The organism is Nocardia sp. NPDC056000 (genome assembly GCF_042269265.1).
GTDB lineage: Bacteria > Actinomycetota > Actinomycetes > Mycobacteriales > Mycobacteriaceae > Nocardia.
The window spans coordinates 341,408-356,182 of record NZ_JBHJXS010000003.1 but is presented as its reverse complement, the minus strand read 5'-3'; the positions used below and the strand labels follow the sequence as shown (position 1 = coordinate 356,182).

Below are 14,775 nucleotides of genomic sequence, written 5' to 3'. Positions count from 1 at the left end.
ATCTCTACCCGAAGTTATGCCCACCGGTGGGTGCCGGTCCGCTCACACCCGTCGGCACCGATGCCCGACACGCGCATTCCCGCCGGTTACGGCCCACCGGTTCGCCCAGGTGAGACCCTTGCCGCTGTGACCGACTCGCTGATGATGGCCGCGATAGAGAGCTTCTCCCAGACGGTGAATTCGCACGCCGCCGAAGCCGCCGGGCGACCGCTACCCCGGGTGCGGTGGATGTGGGATTGCTGCGCGCACTTCACCGACACCGATCCGGAATTCTGCGGCACCATCGACCCCGATATCCCCGCCATCGAAGCCAGCGCGCAGCTGCAGCAGTGGGCCATCGCGTTGAATATGGTCGAGTCGACCACCGACCGGGAAGCCGCCGAAGGCCGCCGCTCATTCTCCGGCCACCTGGCCAATGTGCGCCTGCGCCTCACCGCCGCCGTCGAATCCCTCACCCCCACAACCGAAACCCAGCCGCTGCTGATCATGTCCTGATCGAAGAAGAGCTAGGCGAGAATGGCGAGGGTCAGCGCCGCGAGCAGCGAGAGGCCGAACGCGGCCGCGACGGCACACGCCAGGGAGAAGATCAGGCGGGGGCGCAGTGCCTGGGCGATGAAGTAGCCCGCGAGGCCGCCGAGTGCGGCCAGCACGAACCCCTCGCCCATCACCAGGTAGTAGACCGAGGCCGCGGCCGCGTTCAGCGCGTCGGCGAGTCCGGTGGCCTTGTCGCCGAACGGAATCGGGAAGCGGTAGGCGATGCCGATGATGGCCGCCGAGAGCGGTGCCGTGAGGATCGCGGCGATCAGCCCCCAGGCGGCGACGGTCCAGGGCACCAGTCCGCTGGTCCCGTCCGTTTCGATGCGCATATGTCCGCCTCCCGATTCCACGTAGCTGAATCGTAGAGTCACCGCGATCGATGTTCGCCCAGGACCGTCGCCGCGAGCACCGCCGGGCGGGTCGTGCACGACGATCCGCCCCGCTCAGCGCCGACGCGCTCGAATCAGGGCGCGGGCCAGTCGTTCTCGGTGTCCGCGACCTTGTTGACGTAGTTGGTCAGGGTTTGCAGCGCCACCAGGGCGATGATCTCCAGGATCTGTTCCTCGGTCCAGCCCGCGGCCAGCGCGGCGCTCGGATCCGCCTTACCCCGGCTCTCGGTGAGATCGCGGGCGAAGGCCACCGCGGCGGCCTCTTTGGCGTCGGCGGAGGTGCCGGCCTTCGCGGCCTCGATTTCCGCGGCGCTGAGCTTGGCGACGCGGGTGCCCGTGAAGGTGTGCGCGGCAACGCAATACCCGCAGTCATTGGCCGCACCGACCGCGAGGGCGATGCGTTCGGAGGTGGGGGCGGGAAGCGCGCCGCGCTTCAGCGCCCCGGCCAGACCCAGGTAGCCCTCCAGTACGGCGGGCGAATTGGCCATCACCTTGGTCATATTGGGCACCCGGCCCATGCGCTTGCGCACTTCATCCAGTAGCGGGGCTGCTTCGACGGGCTTGATCATGACGGGCCTTTCCGGTGGAACCGATATGCGCGTCACCGAATCTAGGAGCGATGCGCGCGGTCACCGGGGTACCGGAGACGCCACGGTGCGGACAGTCGACGCCAGCGCGTCCAGGCGGAAGTAATGGATCGGCGGCCGTACCCGTGCCGGGCATGGCCGCCGCGATATTCGGCTATTTCGGTTGCTGGACAGTTACTATCAGTATTAATCGACCGTTCAATGACTAGGTCGAGCGGTCGTCCGGACTCGGATAGGAGAAGATCCCATGCTCGGTCTCGGAATTCTGGGTTGGATCATTATCGGTGGTCTTGCCGGGTGGATTGCCAGTAAGTTGATGAAAACCGATGCTCAGCAGGGCATCATGCTCAATATTGTCGTCGGCGTTATCGGCGGTTTGCTGGGCGGATTCCTGCTGAAGTTGCTCGGGGTGGATGTGCACGGCGGTGGATTGTGGTTCAGCTTCTTCACCTGCCTGGGCGGCGCGGTTATTCTGCTATTCCTCGTGAGCCGTTTCGCGGGACGCTGATCGAATTGCCCACGCGCGCGCGGTGATGCTCGATGCGCACCACCGCCGCGCCCGTGGCCAGGCATAACGCGCTGGTGATCATGCCGATCAGGGACCAGTTGTCGAAGCCGGAGTCGGCGGCGGCCAAGGTGGATCCGAGGCCGAGAATTCCGAAAAGCAACAGGGCCAGGCCCGGACCATTGACGGTATCGAGGATGGATTCTCCGGTGCGTGCCCCGGTGGTGTTCGAATAGCTCGCTTGGTGACTCATCGAGGGGTTCTCCTTCGGCTGGTCGATTCCCCAACCTCTCCGGGGTGCCCGACCGCGCTCGCGCCAAACGGATCAATGTGCGCCGGTCAGCGCGTCGTCAGCGTGTCGGCGCCGTGTCGCCGCGGGACAGCCAGGCGAGAAGATCGGATTCGACTTCCTCGCGATTGATTTCATTCAGAATTTCATGCCGGGCGCCCGGATAAATCCGATAGGTGAGATCGGTCAGACCCGCCGCGCGATACCGTTCGACGAGCAGATCGCTCAGCCGCAGACCGGCGTTGAGCGGATCGCGATCGCCGACCATGATGTACACCGGCAGATCGGTCGGTACGGTTTTCGGCTCCGAAAGCCGTTGCGCCGCAACCTCGGCCAGCGTGCCCATATTGGCCGGATCGATCTCGAACCCGCACCAGGGATGCGCGATATAGGCGTCGACCTGCGCCTCATCGCGACTGAGCCAATCCGCGGTGGTCCGCACGGGCTGGAACTCGGCGTTGAACAGCTCCAGCAGATCACCGCCCGTCGCGGCGATGATCTCGAAGAGTCCGTCGACCGCTGTGCTGCCGCACAACACCACATCGTCGACCAGGGCGGAGTGGTCCAGAATGTACTGCTGCACGGCGAAGGACCCGAGACTGTGCCCGAAGAGCACGAGCGGCACCCCGCGATGCCGTTCGCGCAGCAGTCCGGTGAGCGTCACCAGGTCGTTCACCAGCAGATTCCAGCCGTCCGCGCCGAGCTCGCCGGGTGCGCCCGCCATGCTGTGCCCGTGCCCGCGGTGATCATTGGCGTAGACCGCGTATCCGTGCTCGGTGAGCCGTTCGGCGAGGTGGCCGTAGCGCGCGGCGTACTCCCCCATACCGTGCGCGATCTGCACGATGCCGACCGTCGATCCGGTCGGCAACCATTCGCGCACATGGATTTTCACGCCGTCGCTGCTGGTGAAGGTGAACACGGTCGGCTCCTCGCAATCGTCAGGTCGCGGACGATCCTCGCAGTGCGCGACCGCCGAGCCCATGGGTGCGCCGACAACATCGCCGCCGGCCTCTTGTTCCGGCGGACAATCGCACCGGCGGTACGCTGGTCGAATGCCCGGAGAAGTGCCGCTCGAGATAATCAGGACGGTGCCGCCCGCGGCGATTGTCGAGGTCGCGGACGCGCTGCTGGAGCGCATCGATGATCTCGGGTTGGCGCTGGCCCACCGATTCCAGCTCGAGCTGGAGTCCTACCGCAATGCCGCGCAGGTGCCGTTCGATTCGATTCGCATCTCCTGCACCCGCAATCTGACGCTGATGATCCGGCACTTCACCTCCACCATCCCGGTGGATCCGGAACCGCCGAAGGAGACCGGCCGCCTGCGGGCACAGCAGGGTGTGCCGCTGGCGGAAACCCTGCACGCCTTCCGCATCGGCTTCGAATTCCTCTGGTCCGAACTGGTTTCCGAGGCGCGCCGGCATCCGGGCGTCACCGATGCCATGCTGGTGGCCGTCGCCGCCGAGGTGTGGGCGCTGTCGGGTGAATACGCGGTCGCGGTGGCGACGGCCTATCGCGAGATGTCCTCCGAGCTACTGTTCCAGCGTGAGCATGAGCGCTCGGTGCTGGTCGAGGCCCTGTTCACCGGGGTGATCGCGGATCCCGCCACGCTCGGCGAGACGACCCGCATTCTCGGCCTCCCCGCCACGGGCAGATATCTGGTCGCGGCCGCCGATGTACCCGCCACGGGCCGGGAAGCTTTGCCCGGCATCGAATCCGCACTCCGGGTCCTCGGGGTCACCTCGGCCTGGCGGCTGCTGCCCGATCAGCAGATCGGGGTGCTGGCGGTACCCGCCGAGCAGGAGAACGCCGTGCTCAGGGCGGTGCGCAAACACCACAGCCGAGTGGGCATCAGCCCGCCCTACGAATCGCTGCCCGAGACTCCGCAGGCCCTGCATTTCGCCCGCCTCGCCCTGGCCGGATTGCGCGGACACGCCTCCGGCGTAGCCCGTTTCGACGACAACCCACTCGCCATGTTGATCGCCGCCGCTCCCGTCGAGGCCGCGCGTATGGTCCGGGTGGAATTGGGCGCGATCCTGGCGCTGCCGTACGAGGAGCGCCATCGGCTGCTCGAAACCCTCCAATCCTGGTATGCCGCACGGGGATCGGCCGCCGAAACGGGGCGTCGCCTGTTCCTGCACGCCAATACGGTTCGCTATCGGCTGCGCCGTATCGAGGAGCTCACCGGGCGCACCCTCACCGATCCCGCGTCCGCCACCGCGCTCGGCAGCGCACTACAGGCATACGCCCTGCTCCCGGAAACGCCGACGGGCGGCTGACCCGCGACCGATCGGCCGATTACTCCGAGGCTTCGAGCAGTCGTTTGGGATGCATGCCGTCGACCTGGCCGATGAAGGGCGGATGGATGCTGTAGCCGAGCATGCGGCGGATGTCCTCGTCCACGGTTCGGGCGATGTGGTGCGGGGTGGACAGGGTGAACGCCTCCTGCGGTCGCAACCAGGGCTCGCAGTACTGCGCGGTGACGGCCATGCGCGGTGCGGTGGAGCGATTCGGGCCGCCGCCGTGCCAGAGCGTGCCGAGGAAGAAGACGCAGGATCCGGCGGACATGACCACCGGCCGCCGTTCCGAATCCGGTTGCGGGAGTTGTGAACCCCACTCCTGACTGCCGGGCACGATCTCGGTCGCGCCATTGCTGTCGGTGAATTCGTCGATGGCCCAGATGGTGGCGGCGCTCAGGGCTTTGCGGGGGCGCGGCAGCGGATAGAAGCCGTCATCGGTGTGCAGCATTTGGGCGGCTTCGCCGGGCAGGATATTGATGACCTGGAGCATGGACAGCAGATAGTTCGGCATCAGCAGGCGATCGAGCAGGGCGAGCACCCGCGGATGCGCCGCCAGCCGATCACAGCTGCGGGTCTTGTTCAGCACGCTGTAGATGCGCTGGGTGGCGTGGCCTTCGAAGTTATTGCGGCCCTTGAGGTTCAGCAGTGAGTCGACATCGTCGTGAATGGCTTTCAATTCATCGGCGGTGAGCAGATCCGGCAGGATCACGTACCCATCGCGCAGTACCGCGGCCAGATCGGCCTCCACCACGGCCGGATCGACAGTGCTCCCGCTGCTTTCCGTCCGGCGGTACTTGCCGGCCAGGTCACCGGCCAGATCGGTGACGGATGAGACTTCGGCGCTCACTGCGTACCTCCGTTTAACATAACTGAGTTCTGTTATGCTTCGGAGCATGGCACGGGCTCCCCTGGGACGTCAACAACTTCTCGATGCCGCCCGCGCGGAGCTGGTGGCCGCCAATGGCGTGGTCGATCTGAACGCGCTCAAACGGCGCTCCGGATTGAGCACCGGGGCGCTCTATCATCACTTCGGGTCCAAAGCCGGTCTGCTGGTGGCGATCTACGAGGAATTCCACGCCGGACTGGTGGCCGCCATCGCCGATGACACCATTGCCGATGAACACGGCTGGGGTCCGCGCGAACGCGCCCGCACCCGCAATTTCGTGGCCTACCACTTCGCCGATCCACTGGCCGAACTGCTGCTTGGCCGAATCAGCACCGAACCCGAGGTCGCCGAGGTGGAGGCCGCCACGCTGGCGCGCATCATCGAATCGGCGGGCCGCAATATCCGCTCGGGTCAGGAATCGGGCGAACTGGACCCGAGCATCGATCCGGAACTGGCCGGGGCCTGCGTCATGGGCGCACTGCGGCACGGTATCGCCGAACAGCTGCGCCGCCACCCCCGGCCCGCGGTCGAGGACGCCACCGAGGCGCTGTGGCGCTTCATCGCCGCAGCGGTCGGGGTCGAGGCCGTCGCGTCCGCGATCAGTCCAGCGTCCACACCAGCGCCATAGTGAACGGATGACCGCGCAGCTCGGCCCATTTGGGTTTGCGCGCCAGCCACGCCTCGTCCACCACCGCCTCGGCGACCTCGGTCAATCGCCATCCGGCGGCCACGCCCGCGGCCACGTGCTCGCCGAACATGTGCAGATGTGTGCTGATGGCAAGGGGCGCACCGGATTCGGGCGTGTAGTGGGTGGGCATACCGGTCACCATCATGAACTGCGGGTGGTACGCGACCAGGACGAAGGTCGCGCCGGGAGCCGCGAGTCTGCGCGCCTCACGATAGAAAGGCTCCAACTCCGGCAGGTGCTCGTCGATCAGCGATGAGATCACCAGATCGTAAGCGCCGCCGGGGAATCCGGTCGCACGCACATCGCCCTGTGTGAGCGTGGTGTGCGCACCCCGTTCCCGCGCGCGGTCCAGCATTCCCGCGCTGAGGTCGATGCCGTCGATATGGGTGACGCCCCGCGCGCGCAACCAGCCGCCGGTGCGCCCGGTCCCGCAGCCCAGATCCACCGCTCGCCCGCTCCAGCGCACCCGCACCCGATCCAGCAGCGCCAGATCCATCTCATCCATGACGGTCCGGTCGTAGGTCGGCGCCCAGCCGTCGTAGCCGTCGGCCACCCCGACGGTCGGATAGTTGCGGCGGTCGAAGTCGGCGAAGGTCGGCATGGCGGCAGTATTCCGTGTCGAATGGGTCTCGAGCCAAGTAATTTTCGGCCAGCCGCGTCGAAACCCGATGAACCGCAGCGATAGCGCCTAACCTGGGGTTTGTTTCAACTCGACCAAAACGGGAATGGCTGCTTTGCCCAACTGTCCTCGGCAGTCATACGCGCAGAACGCAGGAGCAACCCAGCGTGAGCAGGAAAGCGAACACCCCGCAACTCGATCTCGACGATACGACCCAGAAGACCCTCAGCGGCGCGGACGCCTGTTGGCCCGAACCGAGTCCGCTGGCGTCATGGTGGGAAGAAGTGATGTTCGACGGCGCGGACGCCGGCAGCCGCCGGCGCGATATCGCCTGAAGCCAAACGCACGAACCTGATTCGATCACGGCCCGCTCCGGATCAACGGCGGGCCGTGGGCTCGCACGGCCGAACGTGAATGCGGCACAACCGAACTTGTCGGTGGGCGGGCCTACGCTCGATGGGCAGATTCGCATTTGCCCAGCAGCGTAAAGAGTTGATCTTCATGACTGTATTTGCCGTTTATGGAGCCACCGGCCATACCGGTCGCCTGGTTTCCGCCGAACTACTCGCCCGGGGCGCCGATGTCATTGTCTCCGGGCGGGATTCGGGCGCGCTCAACGCGCTCGAAGCAACCCGTGCCATGCCCGCCGCGGTGGATGATCCCGTCGCACTGCGCGCACTGGCCGAGGCCGCCGACGTGCTCATTCACTGCGCCGGGCCCTTCGCCGACACCGGCTTGCCGCTCGCCACGGCCGCGGTCGAGGGCGGCTGTCACTATGTCGATCACGCGGTCGAGGTGCACCACGTCAAGCGTTTGTTCGACGATTTTCCCGATCGCGCGCAGCGCGCCGGGGTCACCCTGCTGCCGAGCGTGAGTTTCTACGGCGGACTGGGTGATCTGCTCGCGGGCGCGGTGGCGCGGGATATTCCGGATATCGACCGCATCACCGTGGCGTACGCGGTGAGCAATTGGATGATGACGCACGGTGCGGTGGAAACCGCGCGGCTGCTTTTCGCGGATACCGACCGGATCGGATTTTTCGACGGACAACAGCAGTACGGATTCGTGGAGCCGCGCAGCGCGATCTTCGCCTTCCCGCCTCCGGTCGGCCCGCGGCCGATGATCGCCCCGGTGCCCTTCCCGGAGGCGGTCACCATTCCCCGGCACACCCGCACCCGGGCGGTGGAGGCGCAACTCACCGCCGCCACCTTCGCCGAGGAGCAGGCGTTCGCCAGCGAACAGGTGGCACCCGAAGCCCGCGCCGACAGCGAATTCACCATCACCGCACAGGTACTGGCCGGACCCGGATCGGCCGCCGGGAATCTCCGGGGCCGCGATCTCTGGCGCGCCGCGGCGCTGGCGTCGGTGGAGGCGGCGGTCCGGCTCGCCGGGGGCGCGGCCAAGGCCGGAGTGTCCAGTCCCGCCGAGGCTTTCGACGCGACCGAATTCCTCACCGCCCTCGCGACGAGCGGGGCATTCACCCTCGACCTGCCAGGGAAGGCGTGAACACCATGACAACGGAACCGATTCTCGTCACCGGCGCGGCCGGTGGCACCCAGGGCGGCACCGGCCGCCGGGTCGCCGAATCCCTGCTGCATGCGGGATTGCCGGTGCGCGCCTTCGTCCATCACGATGACGCCCGCGCCGCCGAATTGAAGGATCTCGGGGCCGAGATCGCACTGGGCGATCTCCGGGAGATCGCCACGGTGCTACCCGCCACCGAGGGTGTGCGGCGCGCGTATTTCACCTATCCGGTGACCGCCGGAATGCTGGACGCCACCGCCGTTTTCGCGGCGGCCGCCCGCGAGTCCGCGATGGAGCGCGTGGTCGCGGTATCCCAGCTCGGTTCCGCGCATAACGCGGGCACGCCGCATATGCGCAGGCACTGGGTCGCCGAACAGGTCCTCGATCGCGCCGAGATCGGCGCGGTGCACCTGCGGGCGGCGGTGTTCTTCGAGAACCTGCGCGTCGCCATCGGCGACAGCGGTGTGCTCGCGCTACCCCTCGGATCCCCGGATACCGTGCTGCCCTTGATCGCGGCCGAGGATGTCGCGGGTGTCGGCAGCGGTGTGCTGCGCACCGGCGAATCCGTCGACCCCGTGCTGTGGCTGGCGGGCGAGGTCATGACCGTCGGCGAGGCCGCCGAAATCCTCGGCGTCCCCTACGAACACGTCGATGCCGACGAATGGTCCGGAACCGCGCTGACGCGCTACCGCGATCCGGTCGCGGTGGAGCATCTCACCCACCTCTGGACCATGTTCGCCGCCATCGGCTCCGGTCATGAACTCTTCCGAGTCACCGAAACCATCGAGCGGTACACCGGCAGACCACCGATCACGCTGCGCGAGTACCTATCCCGCGAATAATCGCGAGTAGCCGACTCGCGAAAGCGCGGTCAGGCCGCCTGCTGATCGTTGCCCGTCCCGGCCCCGGGATCGTCGTACATGGCACGGTGCATCGCGCACCGATGCGCCGGTCCCGGGCGGCAGAAGGCCGGGTCCAGCCGCTGTACGAAGGTGAGGTTGTCACGCCGCCAGCAATCCACACACACCGGCTCGTTCATGGCGTCCTCCTAGGTCTCGTGCGCGAGAGGCCCCATTGCCTCGTCACGAAAGGCCACAGTGCAGTAGTTCCCCGGCACGTACGCACTCACGCGTGACGTGTCCATCCGCTCACCGCGAAGCGGCCGAATCGTTATCCCGCAACCTGATTCAGGTCATGTCAACCTGTTCACTGATTGTGCGGGACCGGAGCCGAAACCGCTTCTCCAACAGCGAATCAGCCCACGGCGGCCCGTTGGATCAGCTCCGCCGCACCCGGTCCGGTGAGCGCGTGCACGCGCGCGGATCTGCCGGTGGCGAGCAGTAGCAGATCGGCGGTGGAGCCCTCGACGAGCGCACCGCTGCCCGCGGACCAGCCGGAATCGGTAGCGAGGAGATGGAAACCGGACAATCGTTGTTCGGAGCGGAACAGCCAGCCGGTGGACCACACCCGTTCGATCGCGAGTCGCGCTGCGGCCGTTGGCATTTCCACCGTGCGGCCGAGCGGGATGGCGATGTCCTGGATGTGCACGAGCACATCCATCAGACGATCCGCCGGGGTGGTTCCGGGTGCGGTGGTGCGCATCGGGATCGCGGCGCGCAACTGCGCCACCAATTCCGGTGCGCCGACACGGTCGGCGTGCCGGATGCCGGTATCGCGGGCCAGCCGGGTGATGCTGCCGCGCGCGCGAATCAGATTGATCAGCAGCACCCAGAATTCCGGATTGCTGGAGAGCACCACGTGCGCGACCACATCGCGCACGCGCCAGTCCGCGCACAGCGAGGGATGATCCCAATCCGGTGCGGAGAGTGATTCGAGCAGTTCCACCAGGATGACGCGCTGGGCGGCGACGGCCCGCCAGATTTCGTCGTCGGTCATGGACATCGTTGAGTTCCTTTCGGTTCGGCGTCGGTACCGTAGGAACTCCACCCGGGTGGAGGTTCAAGACATCGTGACCCAAGACACACAGCGCGGCCTGGTGAGCATCGGTGAGCTGGCGGAGCTGACCGGGGTTCCGGTGCGCACCATTCGCTTCTACTGCGATAACGAGGTGCTCGACTTCGCACGAAGTTCGGGCGGTCACCGCATGTTCGACGGCGCGCACGCCGCCGATCGACTGCTGCTGGTGCGCAGACTGCGCGCACTGGGCATGGGATTGACCATGATTCGCGCCGTGCTCACCGGTGAGCGCTCACTGGCCGAGGCGGTGGCCGCCGAACGCGCGACGGTCGATATCGAACTCGACGCGCTCAGCTGGCGGCGAGCGAGTCTGCGCGCCATCGAGGACGCGAATCCGGCGCAGCGCGCAGCGCGACTCGAATTGCTCACCGCGGTACAGGACGGAGCCGCCGCGCATGACGCCTTGGTCGCGTTCTGGCGACGGGTGCTCGGCCCGGTGCCCGCGGAGATGTTCGAGGGCTTCCTGGAGATGAATGTGCCCGACCGGCTGCGGGATCCGACGCCGGAGCAGGTGCTCGGTTACGCCGAACTGGTCACGCTGGTCACCGATCAGCAATTCAGGATCGTTGTCGCACAGCAGCTCTGGCGCTCGGATCGATACACGCTGCGCGACCGCGCCGGATTGATCGCCGGGGCCGGAGAAGCCTGCGGTATGGCCGAGACCCTGATCGGCTCGGGCGTCGAACCCACCGCCGGGGCGGCTCTCGACCGCTATGTCGCCGCGCACGCCGCCGCGCGAAATATCCGGGACACACCGGAATTCCGGATCAAGCTCAGCCACGGACGCTACGACTCCGATCCGCGCGCACAGCGCTACTGGCAGCGCACCGCCGAGGTCATGGGCACCACGACCACGGCCGGTGCGGGCCAGCGCTGGCTGTTCCAGGCGCTGGACCGCACGGTGCGCCGATCGGCGGGCGACCGCATGCCGCTCGCCTAGAGCACGATGTCACCGCGAATCGGTCAGGCCGCGGCCGCGATTCGAAGCTGTGCGACCACGACTTCGGGCTCGGCGACATCGACGACCAGCCGGGTGAAATCAGCGCCCGACAGCTCGATGCGCACACCCTGCCCGGTGAAATGCGTATCCCAGAACTCCTTGCGCCCCTTACCCCGGAAAGTGCCGGCCGCGATCACGCCCGGGAAGAAGGTGCCCGGTGCCCGGACCCACGGCGGCCGCAGATCCACCTCGGCCTTGCGCACATCGGTGACCTGCGATAGATCGAACGTCAGATGCTCGCGCAGGGCCAGTACCCGATGCGCTCCGGTCACGTGCACCGTCACGGTCGTCCCCGTGATCTCCAGCTCGACCATCCCGCACCTCCACGCTCGTCGTTCACTGTCCTGCCCTCCACAGTGCCGCGCGGTTCTGGTCATAGCCTGAGCTTCTCCTACGAGTTCTCTCAGGTTCGGTCACACGCGCGGGTCCGCTGTGAAACGGACGACCCCCGTTAACGTGGCAGGGTGATGACAGGAGGCAGACTTCGGTGGGCGGCGCTGTTCGGCTCGATCGCACTTGCCACGGGATGTGCGCACGGGTTGGCCGACGGTGCTGATCCACAGCGGGCCACCGATATCCGGAGCACCACTGCGCAGGTGCGGGTGTGGGCGCGGACCATCACGCTGACCACGGCCGACGGCGGCGGCTGGGCGAGTATCGCGGACGCACGGCCCGGGGACGCGGTCTGGCTCGATCGCGGTACAGGCGATGAGCCGACGGGCAACGAGAATCTGGGCGGCACAACTGTTTCCGCACCCGATACCGCCGCCACCACACAGTTCTACCGGTACGACCGAAATCGGCTGCGCGCCTGCGGAAAAGCCGGTGACCGGCCGGAAGTGCGCTGTACGCGCTGGATCGCGGCCGGAGACGCGCCGCCCGATCAGCGCATGCGCGCGGTGGAGCGACTACTCGATCGCTACCAACACGACACCGGACTGTGGGAGCGCGACGGCAGTATCTGGCAGAGCGCCAATGCGCTCACCACGCTCATCGGGTACATGCGCCGCACCGGGGATCGTCAGTACCTCGACTATCTCGACGAGACCTACCGGCACGGCGAGATCGCGCGCACCGGGCTGCCCAGGACGACCGGATACAACGATGACGAACTGTGGTGGGCGCTGGCGTGGATCGACGCCTACGACCTGACCGGTGAATACCGCTACCTCACCGCCGCGCGGACCATCGTGGACGGGCTCGAGGATCAGCGGGCGTCCTTCTGCGACGGCGGATTGGCGTGGGCTCGTACCGGAGTGGATCCACAGACGCGGCCGTGGGAGCAGGTCAACTCGATCACCAACGCGCTGTACCTCACCGCGAGCGCGAGACTGGCGACCCGGGTCGGCAAGCCCGATCTCGCGCGGTATCGCGACCGCGCCACCGATACCTGGGACTGGTTCACCTCCCGGGCGGGCCGCGCGCTGCTGGATCCCTCGGGGGCGGTCAACGATCATCTGGATCGCTACGGCGATACCTGCGTACTGGTCGACGAGCACACGCGCTGGACCTACGGGCAGGGACAGCTGATCGCCGGACTGGTTGCGCTGTATCGGGTTTCGGGAAATACGCAGCTACTCGCCCCGGCCGATGCGATCGCGGCGGCGGCCACCCGTGCGGACTCGGTATTCTTGCGCGACGGTGTGCTGATCGAGCCGAATGCCGCCAACTGCCCCGGACCCGAATGCGCTGACGCGGAAACCTATAAGGGCGTATTCGTCCGCGGCTACCGAGAACTGCTGGATACCGGCCTATCCCGGGTCGCGACGGCGGATTTCCTGACCCGCCAGGCCGATTCGCTGCGCGCGACCGGCGATGAATACGGCTTCCGGTGGCAGGGTGAGCCGCAGCCCGACGACCGCCCGGATTTCGCGACCCAGGCGGCGGCCCTGGACGCACTCGACGCGTCCGCGGGCAAACCTCCGGCATAGCCCGATTCGCCGCGCCCACTCCCCTAACGCAGTGAACATATTGGCGCGCAGCGGCTTTCGATCAACCACCGACGTCGACACGGCACCCTCGCGCGCGGGAGACTGCTAGGCGATGCCCAGGCATCACCGGACTGTCGAGGAGAGCACGATGGACGCACAGCCAATTGTCCTGGACCCCATGGGATCCGATATTCAGGGCGAATCCGCCCGCATTCGTGAACACGGACCGATCACGCTGGTCGAACTGCCCGGCGGCGTGCGCGCCTGGTCGGTCACCGATGCCACGGTGCTCAAGGAGCTGCTCACCGATCCGCGCGTCTCCAAGGACGCGCGCCAGCACTGGACCGCCTATATGAACGGTGAGATCACCGCCGAATGGCCACTGCTGCCGTGGGTTTCGGTCGACAATATGTTCACCGCCTACGGCACCGATCATCGCCGACTGCGCAAGCTGGTCGCACCCGCCTTCACCCATCGCCGCACCACCGCGCTGCGGCCGCGCATCGAGGCGATCACCGCGGAACTGCTGGACGGACTGGCGCTGACCCCAGCCGGCGCGACCGTCGATCTGCGCGAGGGCTACTGCTATCCGGTGCCGATCCAGGTGATCAGCGAACTCATGGGCGTGCCCGAGGACCGCAATCCGGCCCTGCGCAAATGCGTGGACGGGTTCTTCGACGGCTCGCTCGGGCCGGAAGAGGGCTTGGCCAACTACCTCGAGATGTACGGCCTGATGACCGAGATCGTGGCACTGCGCCGCCGATCCCCGGGCGAGGACATCACCAGCGCGCTCATCGCCGCCCGCGATGAGGACGACGGCTCCGAACTCTCGGAGAAGGAGCTGGTCGACACCCTGCTGCTGATCATCAACGCGGGCCACGAGACCACCGTGAACCTGCTGGACCAGGCGATTGTCGCGCTGCTGACCCGCCCGCAGGTGCGCGCCGACCTGGCCGAGAACCGGATCACCTGGGCCGATCTGGTGGAGGAGACGCTGCGCTATGAAGCGCCGGTGGCCCATCTTCCGCTGCGCTATGCCGTCGAGGATATCGAGATCGGCGATCATCGCATTCCCAAGGGCGAGGCCATTCTCGCCTCCTACGCGGGCGCGAACCGGGATCCGAAGGTGCACGGCCCCAACGCATCCGAGTTCGATCCGACGCGCGGCAGCAAGGATCAGCACCTCGCGTTCGGCTACGGTGTGCACCACTGCCTCGGCGCGCCGCTGGCCCGGCTGGAGGCGACCATCGCCCTGCCCGCACTGTTCGCCCGATTCCCGGATCTCGCACTCGCCGCGGACCCGGCCACCCTGCCCCGGGTGGGCAGTTTCATCTCCAACGGACATGCCGAACTCCCCGTGCGTCTGACCCTCTGACAAGATCGAACCGAGGACCGGACCACGACACGACGGGTGTCGGTGATCACGCACCACGCGATTTCCGGCATCCGACCGGCGGTCCCACCGCGCACCGGCATCGATCGTAGAACAATTTCGATGCATCACGAGATGTCTTTGTTACATATTTGTCCTAGCTTCGAGGTGACC

The 14,775-nt window shown here is 66.9% G+C and carries 19 protein-coding genes; 10 read left to right on the top strand and 9 right to left on the bottom strand.

The annotated features are described in order from the left end of the window. Positions 1–126 precede the first annotated feature (126 nt). Positions 127–495: a hypothetical protein gene (locus ACFC4D_RS10245; protein WP_364635420.1), complete on the top strand. Its 369-nt coding sequence runs from the start codon at positions 127–129 to the stop codon at positions 493–495. Between the two features lie 11 nt (positions 496–506). Here ACFC4D_RS10245 and ACFC4D_RS10240 read toward each other — a convergent pair whose 3' ends face one another. Both ACFC4D_RS10240 and ACFC4D_RS10235 read right to left on the bottom strand, forming a co-directional pair. After that, a complete protein-coding gene (locus ACFC4D_RS10240; RefSeq protein ID WP_364635423.1) occupies positions 507–866 on the bottom strand; it encodes a hypothetical protein in 360 nt (119 codons plus the stop codon). A gap of 134 nt (positions 867–1,000) precedes the next feature. Further along, positions 1,001–1,495: a carboxymuconolactone decarboxylase family protein gene (locus ACFC4D_RS10235; RefSeq protein WP_376062473.1), complete on the bottom strand. Its 495-nt coding sequence runs from the start codon at positions 1,493–1,495 to the stop codon at positions 1,001–1,003. Positions 1,496–1,760: 265 nt separating this feature from the next. Between ACFC4D_RS10235 and ACFC4D_RS10230 the strand changes: the two genes are divergently transcribed. Then, positions 1,761–2,021: a GlsB/YeaQ/YmgE family stress response membrane protein gene (locus tag ACFC4D_RS10230; RefSeq protein WP_364635428.1), complete on the top strand. Its 261-nt coding sequence runs from the start codon at positions 1,761–1,763 to the stop codon at positions 2,019–2,021. Here the strand turns inward: ACFC4D_RS10230 and ACFC4D_RS10225 are convergent. Then, positions 1,981–2,271 (bottom strand): hypothetical protein, encoded by a 291-nt coding sequence (locus tag ACFC4D_RS10225; protein WP_376062472.1) that lies wholly within the window; start codon positions 2,269–2,271, stop codon positions 1,981–1,983. The two genes, ACFC4D_RS10230 and ACFC4D_RS10225, sit on opposite strands and share 41 nt — an antisense overlap. A gap of 97 nt (positions 2,272–2,368) precedes the next feature. Beyond that, complete coding sequence (locus tag ACFC4D_RS10220) at positions 2,369–3,226, bottom strand: alpha/beta fold hydrolase (protein ID WP_376062471.1); 858 nt, start codon at positions 3,224–3,226, stop codon at positions 2,369–2,371. A gap of 133 nt (positions 3,227–3,359) precedes the next feature. On the opposite strand from ACFC4D_RS10220, the gene ACFC4D_RS10215 reads away from it, so the two are divergent. Beyond that, positions 3,360–4,583, top strand: coding sequence for a PucR family transcriptional regulator (locus ACFC4D_RS10215; RefSeq protein WP_376062470.1), 1,224 nt, complete (start codon positions 3,360–3,362; stop codon positions 4,581–4,583). 19 nt (positions 4,584–4,602) lie between these two features. Here the strand turns inward: ACFC4D_RS10215 and ACFC4D_RS10210 are convergent, their stop codons facing one another. Continuing rightward, complete coding sequence (locus ACFC4D_RS10210; protein ID WP_376062469.1) at positions 4,603–5,451, bottom strand: phytanoyl-CoA dioxygenase family protein; 849 nt, start codon at positions 5,449–5,451, stop codon at positions 4,603–4,605. A 46-nt stretch (positions 5,452–5,497) separates the two neighbouring features. Here ACFC4D_RS10210 and ACFC4D_RS10205 point away from each other — a divergent pair, with 46 nt between their 5' ends. Further along, positions 5,498–6,118 (top strand): TetR/AcrR family transcriptional regulator, encoded by a 621-nt coding sequence (locus ACFC4D_RS10205; RefSeq protein ID WP_364635442.1) that lies wholly within the window; start codon positions 5,498–5,500, stop codon positions 6,116–6,118. Here the strand turns inward: ACFC4D_RS10205 and ACFC4D_RS10200 are convergent. After that, complete coding sequence (locus ACFC4D_RS10200; protein WP_376062468.1) at positions 6,090–6,779, bottom strand: class I SAM-dependent DNA methyltransferase; 690 nt, start codon at positions 6,777–6,779, stop codon at positions 6,090–6,092. The genes ACFC4D_RS10205 and ACFC4D_RS10200 overlap by 29 nt on opposite strands. Positions 6,780–6,964: 185 nt before the next feature. On the opposite strand from ACFC4D_RS10200, the gene ACFC4D_RS10195 reads away from it, so the two are divergent. The 3 genes from ACFC4D_RS10195 to ACFC4D_RS10185 all read left to right on the top strand — a co-directional run bounded on the left by ACFC4D_RS10195 (position 6,965) and on the right by ACFC4D_RS10185 (position 9,163). Continuing rightward, positions 6,965–7,132 (top strand): hypothetical protein, encoded by a 168-nt coding sequence (locus ACFC4D_RS10195; RefSeq protein WP_364635449.1) that lies wholly within the window; start codon positions 6,965–6,967, stop codon positions 7,130–7,132. A 166-nt stretch (positions 7,133–7,298) separates the two neighbouring features. After that, on the top strand, positions 7,299–8,303 hold the full coding sequence (locus ACFC4D_RS10190) for a saccharopine dehydrogenase NADP-binding domain-containing protein (RefSeq protein WP_376062467.1): 1,005 nt from the start codon (positions 7,299–7,301) through the stop codon (positions 8,301–8,303). 5 nt (positions 8,304–8,308) lie between these two features. Beyond that, positions 8,309–9,163, top strand: a complete 855-nt coding sequence (locus ACFC4D_RS10185) for an NAD(P)H-binding protein (RefSeq protein ID WP_364635455.1) — start codon at positions 8,309–8,311, stop codon at positions 9,161–9,163. Between the two features lie 29 nt (positions 9,164–9,192). Here ACFC4D_RS10185 and ACFC4D_RS10180 read toward each other — a convergent pair whose 3' ends face one another. Continuing rightward, on the bottom strand, positions 9,193–9,360 hold the full coding sequence (locus ACFC4D_RS10180) for a hypothetical protein (RefSeq protein ID WP_364635458.1): 168 nt from the start codon (positions 9,358–9,360) through the stop codon (positions 9,193–9,195). A gap of 215 nt (positions 9,361–9,575) precedes the next feature. Next, complete coding sequence (locus ACFC4D_RS10175; RefSeq protein ID WP_376062466.1) at positions 9,576–10,223, bottom strand: maleylpyruvate isomerase family mycothiol-dependent enzyme; 648 nt, start codon at positions 10,221–10,223, stop codon at positions 9,576–9,578. Between the two features lie 67 nt (positions 10,224–10,290). Here ACFC4D_RS10175 and ACFC4D_RS10170 point away from each other — a divergent pair, with 67 nt between their 5' ends. Next, complete coding sequence (locus ACFC4D_RS10170) at positions 10,291–11,238, top strand: MerR family transcriptional regulator (protein WP_376062465.1); 948 nt, start codon at positions 10,291–10,293, stop codon at positions 11,236–11,238. 23 nt (positions 11,239–11,261) lie between these two features. On the opposite strand, the gene ACFC4D_RS10165 is transcribed toward ACFC4D_RS10170, so the two are convergent. Beyond that, the gene (locus tag ACFC4D_RS10165; RefSeq protein WP_375952903.1) at positions 11,262–11,612 is read right to left on the bottom strand and encodes a hypothetical protein; all 351 of its coding nucleotides are present in this window, start codon (positions 11,610–11,612) and stop codon (positions 11,262–11,264) included. Between the two features lie 153 nt (positions 11,613–11,765). Here ACFC4D_RS10165 and ACFC4D_RS10160 point away from each other — a divergent pair, with 153 nt between their 5' ends. Together ACFC4D_RS10160 and ACFC4D_RS10155 are read left to right on the top strand one after the other, a co-directional pair. Then, positions 11,766–13,229 (top strand): glycoside hydrolase family 76 protein, encoded by a 1,464-nt coding sequence (locus ACFC4D_RS10160; RefSeq protein ID WP_376062464.1) that lies wholly within the window; start codon positions 11,766–11,768, stop codon positions 13,227–13,229. A gap of 148 nt (positions 13,230–13,377) precedes the next feature. Continuing rightward, positions 13,378–14,604, top strand: a complete 1,227-nt coding sequence (locus tag ACFC4D_RS10155) for a cytochrome P450 (protein WP_376062463.1) — start codon at positions 13,378–13,380, stop codon at positions 14,602–14,604. The last annotated feature ends 171 nt before the right edge of the window (positions 14,605–14,775 follow it).

Bases quoted from the DNA above. Each gene is read 5' to 3' on its own strand.
- ACFC4D_RS10240 (WP_364635423.1), bottom strand. From the start codon at position 866: ATGCGCATCGAAACGGACGGGACCAGCGGACTGGTGCCCTGGACCGTC.
- ACFC4D_RS10235 (WP_376062473.1), bottom strand. From the start codon at position 1,495: ATGATCAAGCCCGTCGAAGCAGCCCCGCTACTGGATGAAGTGCGCAAG.
- ACFC4D_RS10230 (WP_364635428.1), top strand. From the start codon at position 1,761: ATGCTCGGTCTCGGAATTCTGGGTTGGATCATTATCGGTGGTCTTGCC.
- ACFC4D_RS10225 (WP_376062472.1), bottom strand. From the start codon at position 2,271: ATGAGTCACCAAGCGAGCTATTCGAACACCACCGGGGCACGCACCGGA.
- ACFC4D_RS10215 (WP_376062470.1), top strand. From the start codon at position 3,360: ATGCCCGGAGAAGTGCCGCTCGAGATAATCAGGACGGTGCCGCCCGCG.
- ACFC4D_RS10205 (WP_364635442.1), top strand. From the start codon at position 5,498: ATGGCACGGGCTCCCCTGGGACGTCAACAACTTCTCGATGCCGCCCGC.
- ACFC4D_RS10200 (WP_376062468.1), bottom strand. From the start codon at position 6,779: ATGCCGACCTTCGCCGACTTCGACCGCCGCAACTATCCGACCGTCGGG.
- ACFC4D_RS10190 (WP_376062467.1), top strand. From the start codon at position 7,299: ATGACTGTATTTGCCGTTTATGGAGCCACCGGCCATACCGGTCGCCTG.
- ACFC4D_RS10185 (WP_364635455.1), top strand. From the start codon at position 8,309: ATGACAACGGAACCGATTCTCGTCACCGGCGCGGCCGGTGGCACCCAG.
- ACFC4D_RS10180 (WP_364635458.1), bottom strand. From the start codon at position 9,360: ATGAACGAGCCGGTGTGTGTGGATTGCTGGCGGCGTGACAACCTCACC.
- ACFC4D_RS10175 (WP_376062466.1), bottom strand. From the start codon at position 10,223: ATGTCCATGACCGACGACGAAATCTGGCGGGCCGTCGCCGCCCAGCGC.
- ACFC4D_RS10165 (WP_375952903.1), bottom strand. From the start codon at position 11,612: ATGGTCGAGCTGGAGATCACGGGGACGACCGTGACGGTGCACGTGACC.
- ACFC4D_RS10160 (WP_376062464.1), top strand. From the start codon at position 11,766: ATGACAGGAGGCAGACTTCGGTGGGCGGCGCTGTTCGGCTCGATCGCA.
- ACFC4D_RS10155 (WP_376062463.1), top strand. From the start codon at position 13,378: ATGGACGCACAGCCAATTGTCCTGGACCCCATGGGATCCGATATTCAG.